15 protein-coding genes and 12 tRNA genes are annotated in these 17,179 nt (G+C 44.1%); 5 read left to right on the top strand and 22 right to left on the bottom strand.

The features are described 5' to 3' along the window. The first annotated feature begins 9 nt into the window (after nt 1-9). Both JCM16456_RS01495 and JCM16456_RS01490 read left to right on the top strand, forming a co-directional pair. Nucleotides 10-948, top strand: a complete 939-nt coding sequence (locus JCM16456_RS01495; protein WP_068711751.1) for a WD40 repeat domain-containing protein — start codon at nt 10-12, stop codon at nt 946-948. A gap of 2 nt (nt 949-950) precedes the next feature. Then, the gene (locus tag JCM16456_RS01490) at nt 951-1,178 is read left to right on the top strand and encodes a SlyX family protein (protein WP_068711749.1); all 228 of its coding nucleotides are present in this window, start codon (nt 951-953) and stop codon (nt 1,176-1,178) included. A 56-nt stretch (nt 1,179-1,234) separates the two neighbouring features. Here JCM16456_RS01490 and JCM16456_RS01485 read toward each other — a convergent pair whose 3' ends face one another. The 9 genes from JCM16456_RS01485 to tsaE all read right to left on the bottom strand — a co-directional run bounded on the left by JCM16456_RS01485 (nt 1,235) and on the right by tsaE (nt 10,646). Next, nucleotides 1,235-1,417, bottom strand: coding sequence for a DUF2065 domain-containing protein (locus tag JCM16456_RS01485; RefSeq protein ID WP_068711747.1), 183 nt, complete (start codon nt 1,415-1,417; stop codon nt 1,235-1,237). Nucleotides 1,418-1,545: 128 nt separating this feature from the next. After that, nucleotides 1,546-2,529, bottom strand: a complete 984-nt coding sequence (gene hflC / locus JCM16456_RS01480) for a protease modulator HflC (RefSeq protein ID WP_068711745.1) — start codon at nt 2,527-2,529, stop codon at nt 1,546-1,548. Between the two features lie 2 nt (nt 2,530-2,531). Then, nucleotides 2,532-3,731 carry an FtsH protease activity modulator HflK gene (hflK, locus tag JCM16456_RS01475; RefSeq protein ID WP_068711743.1) on the bottom strand — a complete coding sequence of 400 codons (1,200 nt, stop codon included), beginning with the start codon at nt 3,729-3,731 and terminating at the stop codon, nt 2,532-2,534. A 45-nt stretch (nt 3,732-3,776) separates the two neighbouring features. Beyond that, on the bottom strand, nt 3,777-5,066 hold the full coding sequence (hflX, locus tag JCM16456_RS01470) for a ribosome rescue GTPase HflX (protein ID WP_068711741.1): 1,290 nt from the start codon (nt 5,064-5,066) through the stop codon (nt 3,777-3,779). 31 nt (nt 5,067-5,097) lie between these two features. Further along, nucleotides 5,098-5,361 carry an RNA chaperone Hfq gene (hfq, locus tag JCM16456_RS01465; RefSeq protein ID WP_068711739.1) on the bottom strand — a complete coding sequence of 88 codons (264 nt, stop codon included), beginning with the start codon at nt 5,359-5,361 and terminating at the stop codon, nt 5,098-5,100. A gap of 192 nt (nt 5,362-5,553) precedes the next feature. Next, entirely contained in the window at nt 5,554-6,486 is a 933-nt protein-coding gene (miaA, locus tag JCM16456_RS01460) for a tRNA (adenosine(37)-N6)-dimethylallyltransferase MiaA (protein ID WP_068711737.1), read from the bottom strand. Next, nucleotides 6,483-8,462, bottom strand: coding sequence for a DNA mismatch repair endonuclease MutL (gene mutL, locus JCM16456_RS01455; RefSeq protein WP_068711735.1), 1,980 nt, complete (start codon nt 8,460-8,462; stop codon nt 6,483-6,485). Before mutL ends, miaA begins: the two co-directional genes overlap by 4 nt. A gap of 7 nt (nt 8,463-8,469) precedes the next feature. Then, nucleotides 8,470-10,188 (bottom strand): N-acetylmuramoyl-L-alanine amidase, encoded by a 1,719-nt coding sequence (locus tag JCM16456_RS01450; RefSeq protein WP_068711733.1) that lies wholly within the window; start codon nt 10,186-10,188, stop codon nt 8,470-8,472. Continuing rightward, nucleotides 10,182-10,646 (bottom strand): tRNA (adenosine(37)-N6)-threonylcarbamoyltransferase complex ATPase subunit type 1 TsaE, encoded by a 465-nt coding sequence (gene tsaE / locus JCM16456_RS01445; RefSeq protein WP_068711731.1) that lies wholly within the window; start codon nt 10,644-10,646, stop codon nt 10,182-10,184. Before tsaE ends, JCM16456_RS01450 begins: the two co-directional genes overlap by 7 nt. 211 nt (nt 10,647-10,857) lie before the next feature. On the opposite strand from tsaE, the gene queG reads away from it, so the two are divergent. After that, complete coding sequence (queG, locus tag JCM16456_RS01440; RefSeq protein ID WP_068711729.1) at nt 10,858-11,970, top strand: tRNA epoxyqueuosine(34) reductase QueG; 1,113 nt, start codon at nt 10,858-10,860, stop codon at nt 11,968-11,970. A gap of 712 nt (nt 11,971-12,682) precedes the next feature. Here queG and JCM16456_RS01435 read toward each other — a convergent pair. The 13 genes from JCM16456_RS01435 to orn form a co-directional block, all read right to left on the bottom strand. Further along, nucleotides 12,683-12,759: transfer RNA gene (locus JCM16456_RS01435), tRNA-Met, on the bottom strand. 58 nt (nt 12,760-12,817) lie between these two features. Next, nucleotides 12,818-12,893 (bottom strand) — tRNA-Gly (locus JCM16456_RS01430). A gap of 42 nt (nt 12,894-12,935) precedes the next feature. Further along, a tRNA-Met gene (locus JCM16456_RS01425) sits at nt 12,936-13,012 on the bottom strand. Between the two features lie 58 nt (nt 13,013-13,070). After that, nucleotides 13,071-13,146 (bottom strand) — tRNA-Gly (locus JCM16456_RS01420). Nucleotides 13,147-13,180: 34 nt separating this feature from the next. Then, nucleotides 13,181-13,257, bottom strand: a tRNA-Met gene (locus JCM16456_RS01415). 58 nt (nt 13,258-13,315) lie between these two features. Then, a tRNA-Gly gene (locus JCM16456_RS01410) sits at nt 13,316-13,391 on the bottom strand. Between the two features lie 34 nt (nt 13,392-13,425). Next, nucleotides 13,426-13,502 (bottom strand) — tRNA-Met (locus JCM16456_RS01405). Between the two features lie 58 nt (nt 13,503-13,560). After that, a tRNA-Gly gene (locus tag JCM16456_RS01400) sits at nt 13,561-13,636 on the bottom strand. Between the two features lie 34 nt (nt 13,637-13,670). After that, a tRNA-Met gene (locus tag JCM16456_RS01395) sits at nt 13,671-13,747 on the bottom strand. A gap of 58 nt (nt 13,748-13,805) precedes the next feature. Then, nucleotides 13,806-13,881 (bottom strand) — tRNA-Gly (locus tag JCM16456_RS01390). 47 nt (nt 13,882-13,928) lie between these two features. Continuing rightward, nucleotides 13,929-14,004, bottom strand: a tRNA-Gly gene (locus JCM16456_RS01385). Nucleotides 14,005-14,048: 44 nt separating this feature from the next. Continuing rightward, a tRNA-Gly gene (locus tag JCM16456_RS01380) sits at nt 14,049-14,124 on the bottom strand. Between the two features lie 176 nt (nt 14,125-14,300). Next, nucleotides 14,301-14,846: an oligoribonuclease gene (orn, locus tag JCM16456_RS01375; protein WP_068711727.1), complete on the bottom strand. Its 546-nt coding sequence runs from the start codon at nt 14,844-14,846 to the stop codon at nt 14,301-14,303. A 145-nt stretch (nt 14,847-14,991) separates the two neighbouring features. On the opposite strand from orn, the gene rsgA reads away from it, so the two are divergent. Both rsgA and asd read left to right on the top strand, forming a co-directional pair. Further along, the gene (gene rsgA, locus JCM16456_RS01370) at nt 14,992-16,053 is read left to right on the top strand and encodes a small ribosomal subunit biogenesis GTPase RsgA (RefSeq protein ID WP_068711725.1); all 1,062 of its coding nucleotides are present in this window, start codon (nt 14,992-14,994) and stop codon (nt 16,051-16,053) included. A gap of 100 nt (nt 16,054-16,153) precedes the next feature. After that, nucleotides 16,154-17,011, top strand: coding sequence for an archaetidylserine decarboxylase (asd, locus tag JCM16456_RS01365; protein WP_068711723.1), 858 nt, complete (start codon nt 16,154-16,156; stop codon nt 17,009-17,011). The last annotated feature ends 168 nt before the right edge of the window (nt 17,012-17,179 follow it).

The following is a 17,179-nucleotide window of genomic DNA, read 5'->3' as shown; positions in this document are numbered from 1 at the left end:
TTTGTCATCATGACGTTAACTGGGTGTTTTTTCACGAGTAATTCTGTTGAAGAATGGGATCTCGAGCCCAATGGTTCCACCGCTTTTGGCTTAAGTCGCGACGGACGCTTTGCTCTAATTTACTCGAAAGAACATCAATTAATATTGTGGGATCTAACAGAACGTAAACGTCTGGCCGATTTAGGCGCACAAGATCCCGACGCCAATACGGTGATTAACATACGTATCTCAGATAACGATCGCTATGCGGTGACGGCTACTCAAGCCGACTTCGCTGTTTGGGATTTGGGCATGGCACAGGCAAAAGGACTGTGGTCAGTGTCTGACGGCCTAATCCGCGATATAGATATATCCAGTGACGGACAGCAAATTCTATTGGGATTATCCAATGGAAAAGCCATCTACGTCGACTTAGTCAGCGGGAGACGTATAGAGTTCCTTGCTCATAATGAGAAAGTGAACACCGTTGCGCTTTCTCCTAACGGTCGATACGCCTTAACTGGGGGCAATGACTACATTGCTTATCTCTGGGATACCCAAACCGCTCAAATCATCTTAACGTTTAAACATGAACACAGAGTGAATAGAGTCGCGTTGCAGCGTGATGGAGAGTACGCGTTTACGTCAGATGACGGAAAGGACGCGTTTATTTGGAATTTGAAAACCGGCAAAAAAGAAGCAACCTTAAGCAGTTTTTCGCGTCAGTTAATCTTCTCTAGTGCCCGTTTTAGCGATGATGGCCGATACTTAATTACAGGAACACCTTCAAGTCGTATCGACATTTGGAATACCCATACAGGCAAACGCCAAGACTCTTTTGAAACCAAACCTAGAAAAGATGCACGACCTCCTCGAGCGGTAGTGTATGATGCCACATTAGATAAACAACAACGCATTATCTCAGCGTCTTCCGCTGGGATTGCTCAAGCTTGGAAATTCGAAGAGTAATCATGACAGATGAATCAACGACACAACTGCAACAACGTATAGACGATTTAGAATGCCAACTCGCCTTTCAAGAGCAGACCATTAGCGAGCTCAATGATGCATTGAGCCAACAGCAATTAACGATCAGCAAGATGCAAGATCAGATGAGATACATGGTGGGAAAAATCAAAAATATGAGTTCCTCAAATATCGCCGATCAATCGGAAGAAACACCACCACCGCACTATTAATGATCCTTGCATCATATCAATCGGCATAAAATTCGATAGTAATTTCATGGAATTGCTTACAAAAAGAAATGAGCCATCACCACGCCAGCAACCACTAAACAACCACCTATGCGGCGTAATTGCTGGTCTGGTTGCTGGCTCAATTGTGCGATCATAGCTCTCCACCCTTGTGGTGCCAACAAAGGACCAATACCTTCAATAATCAACACCACACCAAGCACACCCAATACAGTTTTCATATCACGCCCACCTCATTTCCCCAAATTGATTGAACCAAGATAACCCATTGTTTTTTGTATACCTATCTGGCAATAGAACAAAAAAGGCCCCTTTCGGGACCTTTTGTTATATGGGTTAGAACTTGCCGTTATTTCGATTTCACAGTGCCTTTAGCATCGTTCATGTATTTGAAGAAATCACTCTTCGGATCAAGAACTAAGATATCACTCTTACTGTCGAATGATTTCTCATATGCCTGCAATGAGCGAAGGAAACTAAAGAACTCTGGAGATTCGTTGTACGCGTTAGCGTAAATCTTAGCAGCTTTAGCGTCTGCACCACCACGTGTTACACGTGCTGTTTTATCTGCTTCTGCCAAGATAGTTGCCACTTCAAGTTCTGCTTGAGCACGAATAACTTCGGCTTTTTCACGACCTTGAGAGCGGTGTTTACGTGCAACAGATTCACGTTCAGCACGCATACGACGATAGATAGACTCGCTAATTTCATCAGGTAAGTTGATTTTCTTCATACGGAAATCAACCACATATACACCTAAATCTTTTGCCGCGCTCTGTTGTGTATCTTTCAAAACGTTAGCCATGATTTGGTCACGCTGACCATCCACTTCCAACGCTTCTTTTGCCGCTTCTGTGGTCACTACATCCGCATCAGTACTGTCAGGCAAAATATCATCGTTACGCGGACCAGAAACAATCTGCTTAATTTCTCGCGAACCGATTTCTGCACGCAATACGTCTGTTACCTTACGTTCCAATAGCGCTTCAGCTGTTAGAGTATTACCACCACCTGTAGCCAAGTAGTAACGACCAAAGTCTTGAATACGCCATTTCACATAAGAGTCGATGATAACGTCTTTTTTCTCTGAAGTAACAAAACGGTCTGAACGGCCATCCATTGTTTGGATACGAGCGTCTAACGTTTTTACTCGATCAAACATTGGCATTTTAAAGTGCAAGCCGGGTTCGTATATCTTCGAAAGATCTTGTTCGTTTTTCAGAACCTTACCAAAACGAATAACGATACCACGTTCACCTTCAGGGATAACAAACATCGACATAAGCAGTAACGCCAGAACAACGACAACCGCTGGGATCATTAACTTACGCATGCTTAGTATCTCCCTTGACGTGAATCGTTAGTGCGTGATTGAGAATCTGAATTACTCTTTGAACTGCTCGAGCTTTGTGAATCCACTGTCACCGAATCATAGATAGAAGAGTCTGATTGACTACTACCTTGTGACTTTGATGCTTTCTCTGTCAGCTTATCCAAAGGCAAATACAGCAAGTTACCGCTAGATTTCGAGTCAATCAGCACTTTTGAAGTGCTTGAGTAGACTTTCTCCATCGTATCCAAGTAGAGACGATCACGAGTGACTTTAGGCGCCGCTTCATATTCAGGTAATAATTTCTCGAATTGAGCAACTTGACCTAACGCTTCGTTAATGGTTTTTTCACTGTAACCTTGTGCTTCTTTCTTCAAACGCTCAGCACGACCAGTCGCTTTTGGCAGAATTTCGTTTTTGTACGCTTCTGCTTCGCGAATGAAACGTTCTTCATCTTCTCGAGCCGCGATAGCATCGTCAAAGGCATCTTTAACTTGCTCTGGTGGACGAGCCGATTGGAAGTTCACATCAACAATCGAAACGCCCATATCGTAAGAGTCGATAATGTCATTTAGCGTTTGTTGAGTTGTCTGACGAATTTGTTGACGGCCACTAGTCAAGATACTATCCATCAAGGAGTCACCAATAACTGCACGTAATGCAGAGTCAGTTGCTTGACGTAAGCTATCATCCGCGTTGGTCACCACATACAAATATTTGTACGGGTCAGACACACGATATTGAACATCCATTGAAACGGTAACTACGTTCTCATCTTTTGTTAACATCAAACCCGACGCGCGTAGTGAGCGAATCGCTTGAACATTAACAGGGGTAACTTGGTCAATAAAGCGCGGACGCCAGTTCAAACCAGGATCAACAATACGATCGTATTTGCCTAAACGTAGCACTACACCACGCTCGGCTTCACCTATGGTGTAAAAACCGGCAAAGACCCAAATGACAACGGCGATAAGCGCAATGACACCAATACCGATGAATCCGCCATTCGAAAAAGAAGGACCTTTACCGCCACCCTTCTTACCAAACTTGCCTCCAAGCTTTTGACTCAGCTTATTAAAGACTTCGTCTAAATCCGGAGGACCTTGCTCGCGGCCACCATTATTACCACGATTATTGTTACCCCAAGGGTCATTATCGCGGCCATTGTTGCCGTTGTTATTACCAGGCTCATTCCACGCCATTAGAAAGCTCCATCATTTGATATGACGTTATACTCTAGCAGTCATTTAAGTAACTATAAAGTCACGCAAAACTGCTGCTTCTCTTTTCTCTAGTCTAGACCAATCCACCTGTTGTAGACGAACTGTTATCAATAAATTGCCTTCTGGATCATATTCTTCCTGCTTAATACAGTTCATTTCGAAGAAAATACTGCGAATTCGACCAAAAAGCTGTGGTGGAATACACAAACTATGTTCAACGATTTGACTGGCTAAACGTTCAGTCAATGCCTCAAATAGAAGATCAATTCCGATACCGTCCATTGCTGATAACCAAACAACTTTAGGTACCCCTTCATCGTCACGTTCAATACGAGGTTGAGGATTGTCTAGATTATCGATCTTATTCATGACAAGTAGCGTCGGCACTTCACTAGCGTCGATCTCTACTAACACGTCATTAACCGCTTCAATATTCTCACGAAAGCGGTCATCACTTGCATCGATAACATGTAACAAAATGTCAGCTTCTTGTGTTTCTTGTAACGTCGCTTTAAAAGCGGCCACAAGATCATGCGGAAGGTGACGAATAAACCCAACTGTGTCAGCCAAGATTGCTGGGCCGACATCCGCCAGTTCGATCTTTCTTAGTGTAGGATCTAATGTGGCAAACAGCTGATCGGCTGCATAAACCCCCGCTTCAGTAATGCGGTTAAACAGGGTAGATTTTCCCGCGTTGGTGTAACCAACCAAAGATATGGTTGGGATATCCGCGCGGTTTCGTGCTCGGCGACCTTGTTCTCGTTGCTTCGCCACTTTGTCGAGGCGACGCAAAATTGCTTTGATACGTTCACGCAACAAACGTCGGTCAGTTTCTAACTGAGTTTCACCAGGGCCACGTAAACCAATCCCGCCTTTTTGGCGCTCCAAGTGCGTCCAACCACGAATTAATCGAGTCGATAAATGGCGCAATTGTGCCAATTCAACTTGTAACTTACCTTCGTGGGTACGCGCTCGCTGCGCAAAGATATCTAAGATTAATCCCGTACGATCAATCACTCGACATTGACATAACTGTTCAAGGTTACGCTCTTGGGCTGGAGATAGGGCGTGGTTGAAGAGCACAATATCCGCTTCTACAGCTCGCACTGCAGCCGCGATTTCTTGGGCCTTACCTTCACCGACATAATATTTAGGGTGCGGAGATTGACGACTGCCAGTAATGACTTGCAGTGTCGATACTCCGGCGGATGATACTAGCATTTCAAATTCGCTAAGATCAGCCCATTCACCCTCTTGCGTGAAGTTGATATGAACAAGTACGGCTCGCTCCCCGGATTCATAACGGTCAAACAAGCTATCAACTCCTTATAAATAAACTTCTTAATTAATCTTCCGCTTTATCAGAAGGGCGATCCTGTGCTGGGCGGTCACCACTGTGGTGGCTAACTGGACGAGCAGGAACGACTGTAGAGATCGCGTGTTTATAAACCATTTGGTTAACGGTGTTCTTCAAAAGGATCACAAACTGATCGAAAGACTCAATTTGGCCTTGTAGTTTGATACCGTTCACTAGGTAAATTGATACAGGGATACGCTCGCGACGTAGTGCATTTAAGAATGGGTCTTGTAGAGATTGCCCCTTAGCCATTTTATTTTCCTTATTTGTATTTTGTAGTAATTATTTAGCTAGCGGTGCACTAGAGTTCTGTGCGGCCTTTACATCTGAGCTAAACGAATGAAAACACCCTGATCCGTTATTGGGGCACACATAGCCAAGTTCAAGTAACGGATCCCTTACAGGGCACATTACGCAAAAGCGATTCCATTATACACAGCTTACTCAATCTGATGCTATGGCATTTGAGAGAGTTTCTAAGGCGTGCTCAATGTTCTCGCTATCTAACCAAGTTAAATCATCCCAGCTGCGTAACCAGGTGATCTGCCGCTTGGCCAATTGACGGGTTGCACAGATGCCGCGAAAAACCGCTTCATCCAAACTGCAATTCCCATCTAAGTAGTCCCACATCTGACGATATCCAACACAGCGAATCGATGGTAAATCAGGATGAAGATCTTTTCGTGAATAGAGCTCTTTCACTTCATCTTCAAACCCTGCTTCGACCATTTTTTCGAACCGCAGTTCAATACGACGATGCAGTTCTGCCCTTTCCTTGGGAGCAATTGCAAACTGCTTAACTCGAAAAGGAATTGCCTCCCCTTTCGTTTCGGTCAGTTCAGTTAAAGTTTTACCCGAAATTCGATAAACTTCCAATGCCCTTGATAACCGTTGTGGATCATTAGGATGAATCCGATCAGCTGACACTGGATCAATCATCTTTAGCTCATCGTGCAGTAATGACCAACCCTTAGTCAATGCTTCTTGCTCTATTTGTTGCCGAATTTTGGGATCTGCTGCCGGTAACGGCGATAAACCTTCCAGTAATGCTTTGTAATACAACATAGTTCCACCAACAAGCAGGGGAATTCTCCCACGCTCAACAATGGCATTCATCTCGTTTAAAGCATCACGTCTAAAATCCGCCGCTGAATAGGATTCACTAGGATCCAAAATATCGATCAATTCATGAGGCGCTTGCGCTAGCTCTTGAGCAGTCGGTTTTGCCGTACCAATATCCATACCTTTGTAGATCAAAGCCGAATCTACACTAATAATATCGACAGGATATTTTTCACGCAGTCGAATCGCTAGGTCTGTCTTACCAGACGCTGTAGGTCCCATCAAAAAAAGGGCAAGAGGTAGTTGTTTGGTCATGAAGTCAATACTGCAATAGTCGCTGAAAAATCTATAGGTCGAACAAAGTGCCCATCTTGCAAAGGGAGTTTCCCTTGCCACAACTGCTCAATTTCTGAGATCAACTGAATCGCCTCAGATAGAGTGTAGTCAGTTTTTGTGGATTTAACACGGTCACTTAGCCATACGGTAAGTTGAGTATGATCCAACGCAGGGGCATCCTCGTTCAAAGTTAAGGCCGCGTAAGATAACAGATCTGGCACAAGAAGTTGCAAGTTTTGCTGTCTAATTGGTTGAGGTACTCCCATCACCATCACCGTCTGCTTGGTGCGCGGCTGAAAATCCAACCCCAATTGCAAAAACAGTTCATGATAACGTTCCACCGCCACCAACTCACTCGGAGCAACTTTGACCGAAAGCGGTACTAACAAAGGCTGGCTCTTTAAAGCCTGATGCGATGCATCCAGTTGGCCGAGTAACTTCAATCGTTCTGCTTGAGCAAGAGAAACCAATACACAACCTTGTGCCGATCCCATGACTAGGAATTGTCCTTGAATCACAGTGATAGCTTTACCCAGCTTTTCAATCGGTGCGGTTGTAACATCAGAGACGACTTCATAAGAAGTCGAATTCTCGACAATCTCTGGTTCAACATCAGGCGTTTGCATCAATTGTTGATATACACGAACCTGCTCTGCCGTCGGGGCACTATCACCGGTCCTTTCCCCCTTCTTGTTGCGTTCAGTTTGACGACTCGAAGGTTGCCAATCACGATGATTTTCTGCTGGCTCTTGAACTCGATAATGCGATTCATTTGACCGGCTCTCTGATCTCGTTTTTTCGTAATCGGCACGGCCAGGATAAGCCGGTGTTTGCTCTACTGCATTTAATAGACGCTCCGGAGCTGACGCTATCTCATCTAACTTAGACTTATCCGCAGGGTTACCCTCAACAGGAGAATGAAACGCCGCTTCGTTTAATACTGTTGCATCAACATGACATGCTTGAGACAGCGCACTACTGACAGCTTGATAAATAAAGTCATGCACTAACCGGGCTTGATGAAAGCGAACTTCGTGCTTTGCTGGATGGACATTAACGTCCACTTGATGCGGATCGATTTCAATAAAAAGAACGTAGGTAGCATATTGATCAGGACGTAAGCTAGTCTCGTAGCTTTGACGAATCGCATGATTGATCAACTTATCCTTCATCATGCGTCCGTTCACATAACAAAATTGTAGATCGTTTTGCTGCCGAGCTCCTTCCGGTGTGGTAATCCAGCCACATAACTTCAGTCCTTGATGCTCAAGATCCACTCGCAACATCGACCGAGCAAAAGCACTGCCACATACTGCACCTATCCGTTTCTCCTCTTGAGCACGAGTCTGAGCTGCACGATACTGCCTGACGACAGAGCCGTTATGGCGCAATGTAAAGCTCACATCAAAACGGCTAAGTGCGATTCTCCTCACCAACTCATCAATATGAGAAAATTCCGTTTTTTCCGTACGTAAAAATTTGCGCCGAGCTGGAGTATTAAAAAAGAGATCCAACACTTCTACAGTACTGCCTACAGGATGAGCCGCTGGCTGAAGTTTAACCGCCATGTCTCGCCCTTCACTATAAGCAGACCATGCTTCTTCCTGCGCCGTCGTTCGTGATGTGAGTGTTAAACGAGAAACAGAACTAATACTTGCTAGCGCTTCACCACGAAATCCTAAACTCATGATCGCTTCTAGATCATCAAGATTGGAAATCTTTGACGTCGCATGGCGACTTAACGCCAATGAGAGCTCATCTTTAGGAATGCCACAACCGTTATCACGAATACGGATCAACTTAGCGCCACCTTTATCGATATCGATATCGATTCGGGTTGCTCCAGAGTCCAAGCTATTTTCGACCAACTCTTTAACAACAGAAGCCGGTCTTTCAACAACTTCACCAGCCGCAATTTGGTTGGCAAGACGAGCAGGTAATATTTGGATTGCCATGATTTGCTTATTTATTTGGGATGATTAGTACTTGGCCAATAGCCAAACTATCAGACTTAAGATGGTTCGCTTTACGAATACTACTGACACCGACATCATATTTAGCAGCAATTTTACCTAAGAACTCACCTCGCGCCACAGTATGCTTGCGAATTGGTCGATCTTTAAGATTCACTGTAATTTTGAGTTTTTGCCCAATCCATAGTGTATTCGACTTGAGCTTATTCTCTTCCTTTATATCGGCCACTGACACTTTGTAGCGACTGGCTATTTGCCCCAAGTACTCTCCCGATTGCACTACGTGAGTAATCACTCTCGTTTCAACAGGAGAACTCTCTTTAGGAACCGCAATGGAAGTGTGCCCACCAGGTATTCGCAATATTTGTCCAATGTTGAGCATATTACTCTTTAGGGCGTTCTCTTTTTTTATGTCATCGACTGACATACCAAAACGATGAGCAATAATAGAGAGTGAATCCCCCCGCTGGACACGATAGTTGTGTGTTTTATTGCGGTTAGCGAACAGAGTGCCTTCTGGTGGATTCCCTTTAAAGTAATCCACCACCGCGGTGGCAATTGCACGAGCTAATTTGTTTTGATGTGAACTTTGGAACAACAAACGCTCTTCCGTAGGGTTCGAAATAAACCCTGTTTCAACCAACACTGAAGGAATATCAGGAGATTTCAATACAGCCAAGCTTGCATTCACAGGCTTTCTTTTATGCATATGTGCAACTTTACTAAGTTGCTTAATAATATCCGTCGCAAGAGTAAAACCCTCTTTCTGGGAATGACTAAATTGCAAATCCAATAACGTTTGGCTGATATTTCGATCACTGGTATTTTTCGCGAGCACCGCTCCGGCACCACCCAGTAAATCAGACTGTTCTTCGTGATTTTCAACCCAACGAGCAATTTCAGTATTCGCTCGACGAGTATTCAAAACAAAAACAGATGCTCCTCGAGGCTGTGGAGAGCTAAAAGCGTCTGCATGAATTGAGACTAATAAATGCGCCTTTTGTTTTCGAGCAATCTCGGTTCGCTTGTTCAAACTGACATAATAGTCCCCAGATCGGGTCAAAATCGCTTTCATCCCAGGAACTTGGTTAATTAAGTCAGCTAATTTCTTTGCCACAGCAATTGTGACGTTTTTTTCAAAACGACGACCTGGGCCGATTGAACCGGGATCCTCACCACCATGACCAGGGTCAACAGCAATAATAATGTCTTCGTTACCCGATAACTGAGAGATATCGCGACTTGCTTTTAATTTCGCAATAGAATTACTCGCAGCTTGCGCTTCTTTCGGAGTTTCATTGGGCAAATCAACCACAAGACGATGCCCATATTGGCCGCCTGGTGTTGGAGGCAAAGTAAAGAGCTGTGGCGAAACTCGTTTGCTCAATTCAATCACCAAACGATAAGTGCCTTTCTCTGGAGGTGAACTCGCGCGAATCTGCTTCACTATTGCACTATCAGTGACTTTAATTGGCAATTTGGTATGTAATGATGTGGATTTCAAATCAATCACCAGCCGGTTAGGACTGGATAGAGTGAAGTAACTGAACGTCACTTCAGATTTCACATCCATCACAATACGAGTTTCATCTGGCGAGGGCCAAACACGAATCCCCTCTAAAACGTTTGCCTGAACAAACGTTGAAACCACACTTAAAAAGAGCCCAAAGAGAAAAACTACGATACGAAAACGGTTAACAATCAACATAACTCCAACTGGCTCAATAAGGTACGTCCATACTCGTCATTCGCAGTGATAGCAACTTGTCTCTGCTCTCCATCATAGCGAATATCGATAGTCAAATTTGGCTCAGGCAACAATCCCTGGCCCTTATCCGGCCATTCGACCAAACAGATAGCATCATCCGTAAAATAATCACGAATCCCCATAAACTCGAGCTCTTCAGGATCTGCTAGGCGGTAAAGATCAAAGTGATAAACCTGCCATTTATCTAATTGGTAAGGCTCAACCAACGTATATGTTGGACTTTTAACATTTCCCTGATGACCCAATGCACGAATAAAACCTCGGCTAAATGTCGTCTTACCCGCACCAAGATCACCATATAAAAAGATTGTCGTTTGCTGACGACATAATCTGGACAACGCAGTGCCCAAACTAACGGTGTCTTGTTCGTTCTTCAGAGTAAATGTTTTGGTGTTCATGAAATACTATCTCAAAAAAGATCGCCTTTACGGCGCAAAATATGCTTGTAGAAAAGGAATAGTAAACTGTAGTGGAATTGATTAACAAGATCTCTTCTGTAAGCAAACAGAAAAACATGCTCAGTTTCATGTTAAATTGCTAAGGCTCACACACTAGATCCCATAGAATAGATCCGTTAAGATCCTCGCCCCCTTCGATCGTAGATATGATATGAACTACCAAGCTCTGGCAGATAACATCAAAATTTGGGCTCAAGAGCTAGGCTTTAGCCAAGCCGGTATCTGCGATGTTGATCTATCCGAACATGAAGAAGCTCTGCAGCGCTGGTTAGACGCAGGCTATCATGGTGATATGGATTGGATGGCACGCCATGGCATGATGCGCGCGAGACCTGCTGAATTATTGCCCGGAACCATTCGTGTCATCAGCGTACGAATGGATTACTTACCGCCAGATGCTCACTTTGCTTCAAACTTAGAAGATGGTTCACAAGCATACATAAGTCGTTATGCATTAGGTCGAGACTATCACAAACTCGTACGTAATCAGCTCAAAAAGCTGGGTGACAAAATCAAAGAAGTCACTGGAGAGTTGGGATACCGTCCATTTGTCGACTCCGCGCCCATCCTTGAACGTCCTCTAGCACAAAAAGCAGGGCTCGGTTGGACAGGAAAACATTCGCTTATCCTCGATAAGGAAGCAGGCTCATGGTTCTTTCTTGGGGAATTACTGGTCGATATTCCGCTGCCCATTGATACACCACAAGAAAATCAGTGTGGAAAATGTACCGCATGCATGACGTCTTGCCCCACTCAAGCCATTGTAGCTGAGGGCGTCATTGATGCTCGTCGCTGTATCTCCTACCTCACTATCGAGTTTTCAGGGGTTATTCCAGAAGAGTTTCGCCCACTCATGGGCAATCGTATCTACGGTTGTGATGACTGTCAGTTAGTTTGCCCATGGAATCGTTTTGCAGAGATAACGCAAGAAACGGATTTTCATCGTCGCAAAGCCTTTATGGATCCAGATTTATTAGCATTATTTGCATGGGATGAAGCGACATTTCTCAAAAACATGGAAGGTTCCGCTATCCGACGAATTGGTCATGAGCAATGGCAACGTAATCTTATTGTGGCTATGGGTAATGCACCATACTCTCAAGCTATCATTGATACTCTTGAAGAAAACAGAGGGAAATCAGAGCTACTCGACGTACATATTGATTGGGCTCTCACTCAACAGTTGAAGCAATTACCGTTTAAAGACAGAAAAAAAGACCGCCTAATCCGCATTGTACAAAAAGGTTTACCTAGAGATGCCTAAGGTTCAGCGAATTTTTCACTTCTGACTTGACATCACTCACAAAAAGGAAGTGTGGAAAAAAATTTAATGAGACAACGTTTTCTAACGTCAGATAAAGTTAGTCACAACAGCAGGAAATGACTAGGATCAAGGATTTTGTAGTTAATGATCTTTTCATTGCAATATCGTTAACTAAACCAAACACAATTAATCATTAAAAAACAACAAGTTAAGAAAAAATCTATCAAATACAAAAAACTGATATACCAATAAAGATCCTCTTTATCAAGGCCATTTTTACTGTAAAAAACACTTTATGCACCAAGTTATCCACAATATAAAAATGTGGATAAGTCTGTGAACGGATAGTTCAGAAGTTTGGGAAAACATATTGAAATGACAGGATATAAACCAAGAGTCATAATAACTTCGGCCTACCACTTAATCATTATTAGGGAGTAATGCTTCTCAGCATTAAATAAAAGAGCATGTACCGAAGAGAACTTAAGCCTAGCACAAACAACTACTCTGCTCTACCTTAAGATGTGACCTAAATGACAGTTCCAATTCTTAACTGTTACAGCACTTATCGTAAAAATCTTAATTTTAAAATACGATAAGTTAGCTTCATTTTATAAGCCGGTACAACTCAAAAATGAAAATAACTTGAATGGACAACAGTTATGCTACCCATTCAAGCTATAGGCTGAGAGTGACAACTCTGAGCGAAATTTGGTTGCGGGGGCCAGATTTGAACTGACGACCTTCGGGTTATGAGCCCGACGAGCTACCAAGCTGCTCCACCCCGCGTCCGTATTGTGCCATCGTTATAGTACGATGAAGACTCTCTTCTCAATGAGAAGGAATTTGGAGCGACACACGAGGTTCGAACTCGTGACCTCAACCTTGGCAAGGTTGCGCTCTACCAACTGAGCTAGTGTCGCATCTGAAATGTGATAACTCGAGTCACTCAAATTATCTAAATTTGGTTGCGGGGGCCAGATTTGAACTGACGACCTTCGGGTTATGAGCCCGACGAGCTACCAAGCTGCTCCACCCCGCGTCCGTGTTGTGTCACCGTTAAAGTACGATGAAGACTCTCTTCTCTATGAGAAGTAAACTGGAGCGACACACGAGGTTCGAACTCGTGACCTCAACCTTGGCAAGGTTGCGCTCTACCAACTGAGCTAGTGTCGCATAACAACTTGTTTTTCAACAAATCATTAAAATTTGGTTGCGGGGGCCAGATTTGAACTGACGACCTTCGGGTTATGAGCCCGACGAGCTACCAAGCTGCTCCACCCCGCGTCCGTATTGTGTCACCGTTAAAGTACGATGAAGACTCTCTTCTCTATGAGAAGTAAACTGGAGCGACACACGAGGTTCGAACTCGTGACCTCAACCTTGGCAAGGTTGCGCTCTACCAACTGAGCTAGTGTCGCATAACAACTTGTTTTTCAACAAATCATTAGAATTTGGTTGCGGGGGCCAGATTTGAACTGACGACCTTCGGGTTATGAGCCCGACGAGCTACCAAGCTGCTCCACCCCGCGTCCGTATTGTGTCACCGTTAAAGTACGATGAAGACTTTCTTCTCTATGAGAAGCAAACTGGAGCGACACACGAGGTTCGAACTCGTGACCTCAACCTTGGCAAGGTTGCGCTCTACCAACTGAGCTAGTGTCGCATAACAACTTGTTTTTCAACAAATCATTAAAATTTGGTTGCGGGGGCCAGATTTGAACTGACGACCTTCGGGTTATGAGCCCGACGAGCTACCAAGCTGCTCCACCCCGCGTCCATATTGTGTCACCGTTAAAGTACGATGAAGACTCTCTTCTCTATGAGAAGCAAACTGGAGCGACACACGAGGTTCGAACTCGTGACCTCAACCTTGGCAAGGTTGCGCTCTACCAACTGAGCTAGTGTCGCATCGTATGTCGTTTAAACGTTGCTGCTCTCAACCTTAAAAGGGAGATTGGAGCGACACACGAGGTTCGAACTCGTGACCTCAACCTTGGCAAGGTTGCGCTCTACCAACTGAGCTAGTGTCGCATCGTGCGTCGTTTAAACGTTGTGCTTTCAATCTTAAAAAAGATTGGAGCGACACACGAGGTTCGAACTCGTGACCTCAACCTTGGCAAGGTTGCGCTCTACCAACTGAGCTAGTGTCGCTTTGACTTTCGGTTTCCCGTTGTCAGGGCTGCGAATTATAAGAGCATTTTTTTTTGATGCAAGAGCTTCGTCAAAAAAAAAGAAAAAATAACTTCAACCGCTTAAAAAGCATACAAAACGAATAGTTTCCTTCACTTCCCAGGCTTTTTACCCTGACAAAGTCGCCATTTTATCCCCTAAATAGAGAACACATGTTGACGATAGAACTGCAATTCAGCGATCGATTCACGAATATCATCCAAAGCTAAATGACTACCTTGCTTGGTAAAACCGGATAACATTTCTGGTTTCCAACGGCGAGTGAGCTCCTTAATCGTACTCACATCGATATAGCGGTAGTGGAAATACTCTTCAAGCGTTGGCATATGTTTATATAGGAAACGGCGGTCTTGACCAATACTATTACCACAAATCGGTGATTTTCCTTTAGGAACCCATTTTTCTAAAAACTCAATGGTTTGCGCCACGGCATCATCTTCTGTGATCTGACTAGCACGAATTCGTTCTACCAACCCACTAGCGGTATGTGTATTGGTACACCAATCATCCATTTTGGCTAACTCAGATTCAGGCTGATGAATTGCAAGCACAGGGCCTTCGGCCAAGATATTCAGTTCACTGTCCGTCACAATGGTGGCGATTTCGATAATTTTGTGGGTTTCTGGATCTAAACCCGTCATCTCTAAATCGACCCAGATAAGATTCTGTTCGTTAAAAGACATAGATAGGTGCCTATATGGGATTGTCTGGAAAAAAGGTACTATACCTAAAATCAGAAAACCAAGATACCGCACTCTCTTGGATTTCATAACATCTGCTGGTATACATGCAGCCGACATTCTCTAACTTAGAATAAAGAAACGCATAGTGGCAAAAAGAAAAAAGCTGACTAAAGGCCAAGTAAGGCGAGTAAGAAGCAATCAAAGTAAACGACTTACCCAGGAAGAGACCATTCAATGGGACGAATCCATGCTAGAAAGTGCCAAAAATGGGTTAGTGATTACCCGTTTTGGTCAGCATGCTGACATCGAAGATGTTGAAACTGGTGACATCCATCGGTGCAATATGCGCAGAGGTATTGAAACCCTCGTATCGGGCGACCGCGTGATTTGGCGTCCAGGCATCGAAACTCTCGCCGGTATTTCTGGTGTCGTAGAAGCGGTAGAACCTCGCAGCTCTGTATTAACTCGTCCAGATTACTACGATGGACTTAAACCAGTTGCAGCCAACGTTGACCAAATGGTAATCGTTTCCTCGGTTTTACCTGAACTATCCCTAAACATCATCGATCGTTATTTGATCGCGTCAGAAACTTTAGACATAGCCCCTCTCTTAGTTCTTAACAAAATCGACTTGTTAAACGATGAGGTGCGCGAACTCTATCATGAATGGCTCGAGATTTACCGTAACATTGGTTATCAAGTACTCTACGTGAGTAAAGAAACAGGCGAAGGCATTGCAGAACTCGAAACCCTACTTCAGAACAAGATCAATATTTTTGTTGGTCAATCAGGGGTAGGCAAGTCTAGTCTAGTTAATGCACTGATGCCTGAGTTAGAAGATACTGTCGAAGAAGGTGAAATTTCCGAAAACTCAGGTTTAGGCCAGCATACCACAACGGCAGCTCGCCTTTACCATATCCCGTCAGGTGGTGATCTTATCGATTCACCGGGGGTTCGAGAATTCGGCTTATGGCATTTAGAGAATGACGATATTACTGAGGCTTATCGTGAGTTTCGCCCTTTCCTTGGCGGCTGTAAGTTCCGCGATTGTAAACATGGTGATGATCCTGGTTGCCTACTCAGAGAGGCCGTCGAGAACGGAGAAATCAGTGAAATTCGTTTTGACAACTACCACCGTATTATTGAAAGCATGGCGGAAAATAAAGCCAATCGCCAATATTCAAAGAGCAAGAAAGCCGATCTTTGATCGAATTTTGTGGGCTAGAAATGCACAAATACTGACATCATGACAATTTTTCAGTAACATTTCGCGCCCAAATGATAAATAGACATTGGAATTATCGACAATGGATAAAATTAAAGTTGGACTGCAGTACTGGATCCCTCAGCACGGTTTAACCCGATTGGTAGGGAAACTGGCTTCAGCCAAAGCAGGCGGTCTAACCACAGCGGTTATTCGTTTGTTTATCAAACAGTATAAAGTGAATATGGATGAAGCGTTGCACTCCGATCCCAAACACTTTAGTACGTTTAACGAGTTTTTTGTTCGCGAACTCAAACCTGGCGCACGCCCTCTAGTGGAAGGTGAGGAAACATTGGCTCATCCTGCTGATGCTTGTGTTAGTCAATTCGGCTACATCAATGATGGTAAGCTTATTCAGGCAAAAGGCCATGACTTTTCTGCTCAAGAATTGTTAGGTGGTGATGCTGAATTGGCTAATGAGTTTCTGGAAGGTGACTTTGCCACACTCTATTTGTCGCCAAGTGACTATCACCGTGTGCACATGCCATGTGATGGAACACTGCGTCAAATGATTTACGTACCGGGAGATCTCTTCTCAGTAAACCCATTAACCGCTGAGAATGTCCCTAATCTTTTTGCGCGCAATGAACGTGTCGTATGTATTTTTGACACACCATATGGCCCGATGGCTCAAGTTCTTGTAGGCGCAACCATCGTAGGCAGTATCGAAGTCGTGTGGGCAGGTACTATTACCCCACCACGTGGTAATACCATTTATCGTTGGAATTACCCAGCAGAAGGCGAAAAGGCTATCCGCTTTAAGAAAGGGGAAGAGATGGGTCGCTTTAAGCTAGGTTCTACAGTGATTAACCTGTTTGCCAAAGACGCGATTCGTTTTGATGATTCGATGCGCGTTAATACGCCGACTCGTTTAGGTTCTGCGTACGCACACAAAGCATAAACAAATCCCAGCGCTGTAAACTGCCCCCAATAGTTGGACACCAATTATTGGGGTCTCTTTTTATCCTCAACCGTTCTCAACACTCAATCGACCATCAAAATAGTCATTGCTTTCGCTTGGTTAAATGGCATATTAGCACTCTTCTCTACCCTTTCACGTTATGGATAA

The sequence above is a fragment of the Vibrio tritonius genome, from assembly GCF_001547935.1.
GTDB classification, from domain to species: Bacteria; Pseudomonadota; Gammaproteobacteria; order Enterobacterales; family Vibrionaceae; genus Vibrio; species Vibrio tritonius.
This window is presented reverse-complemented; position numbering and strand designations above follow the sequence as displayed.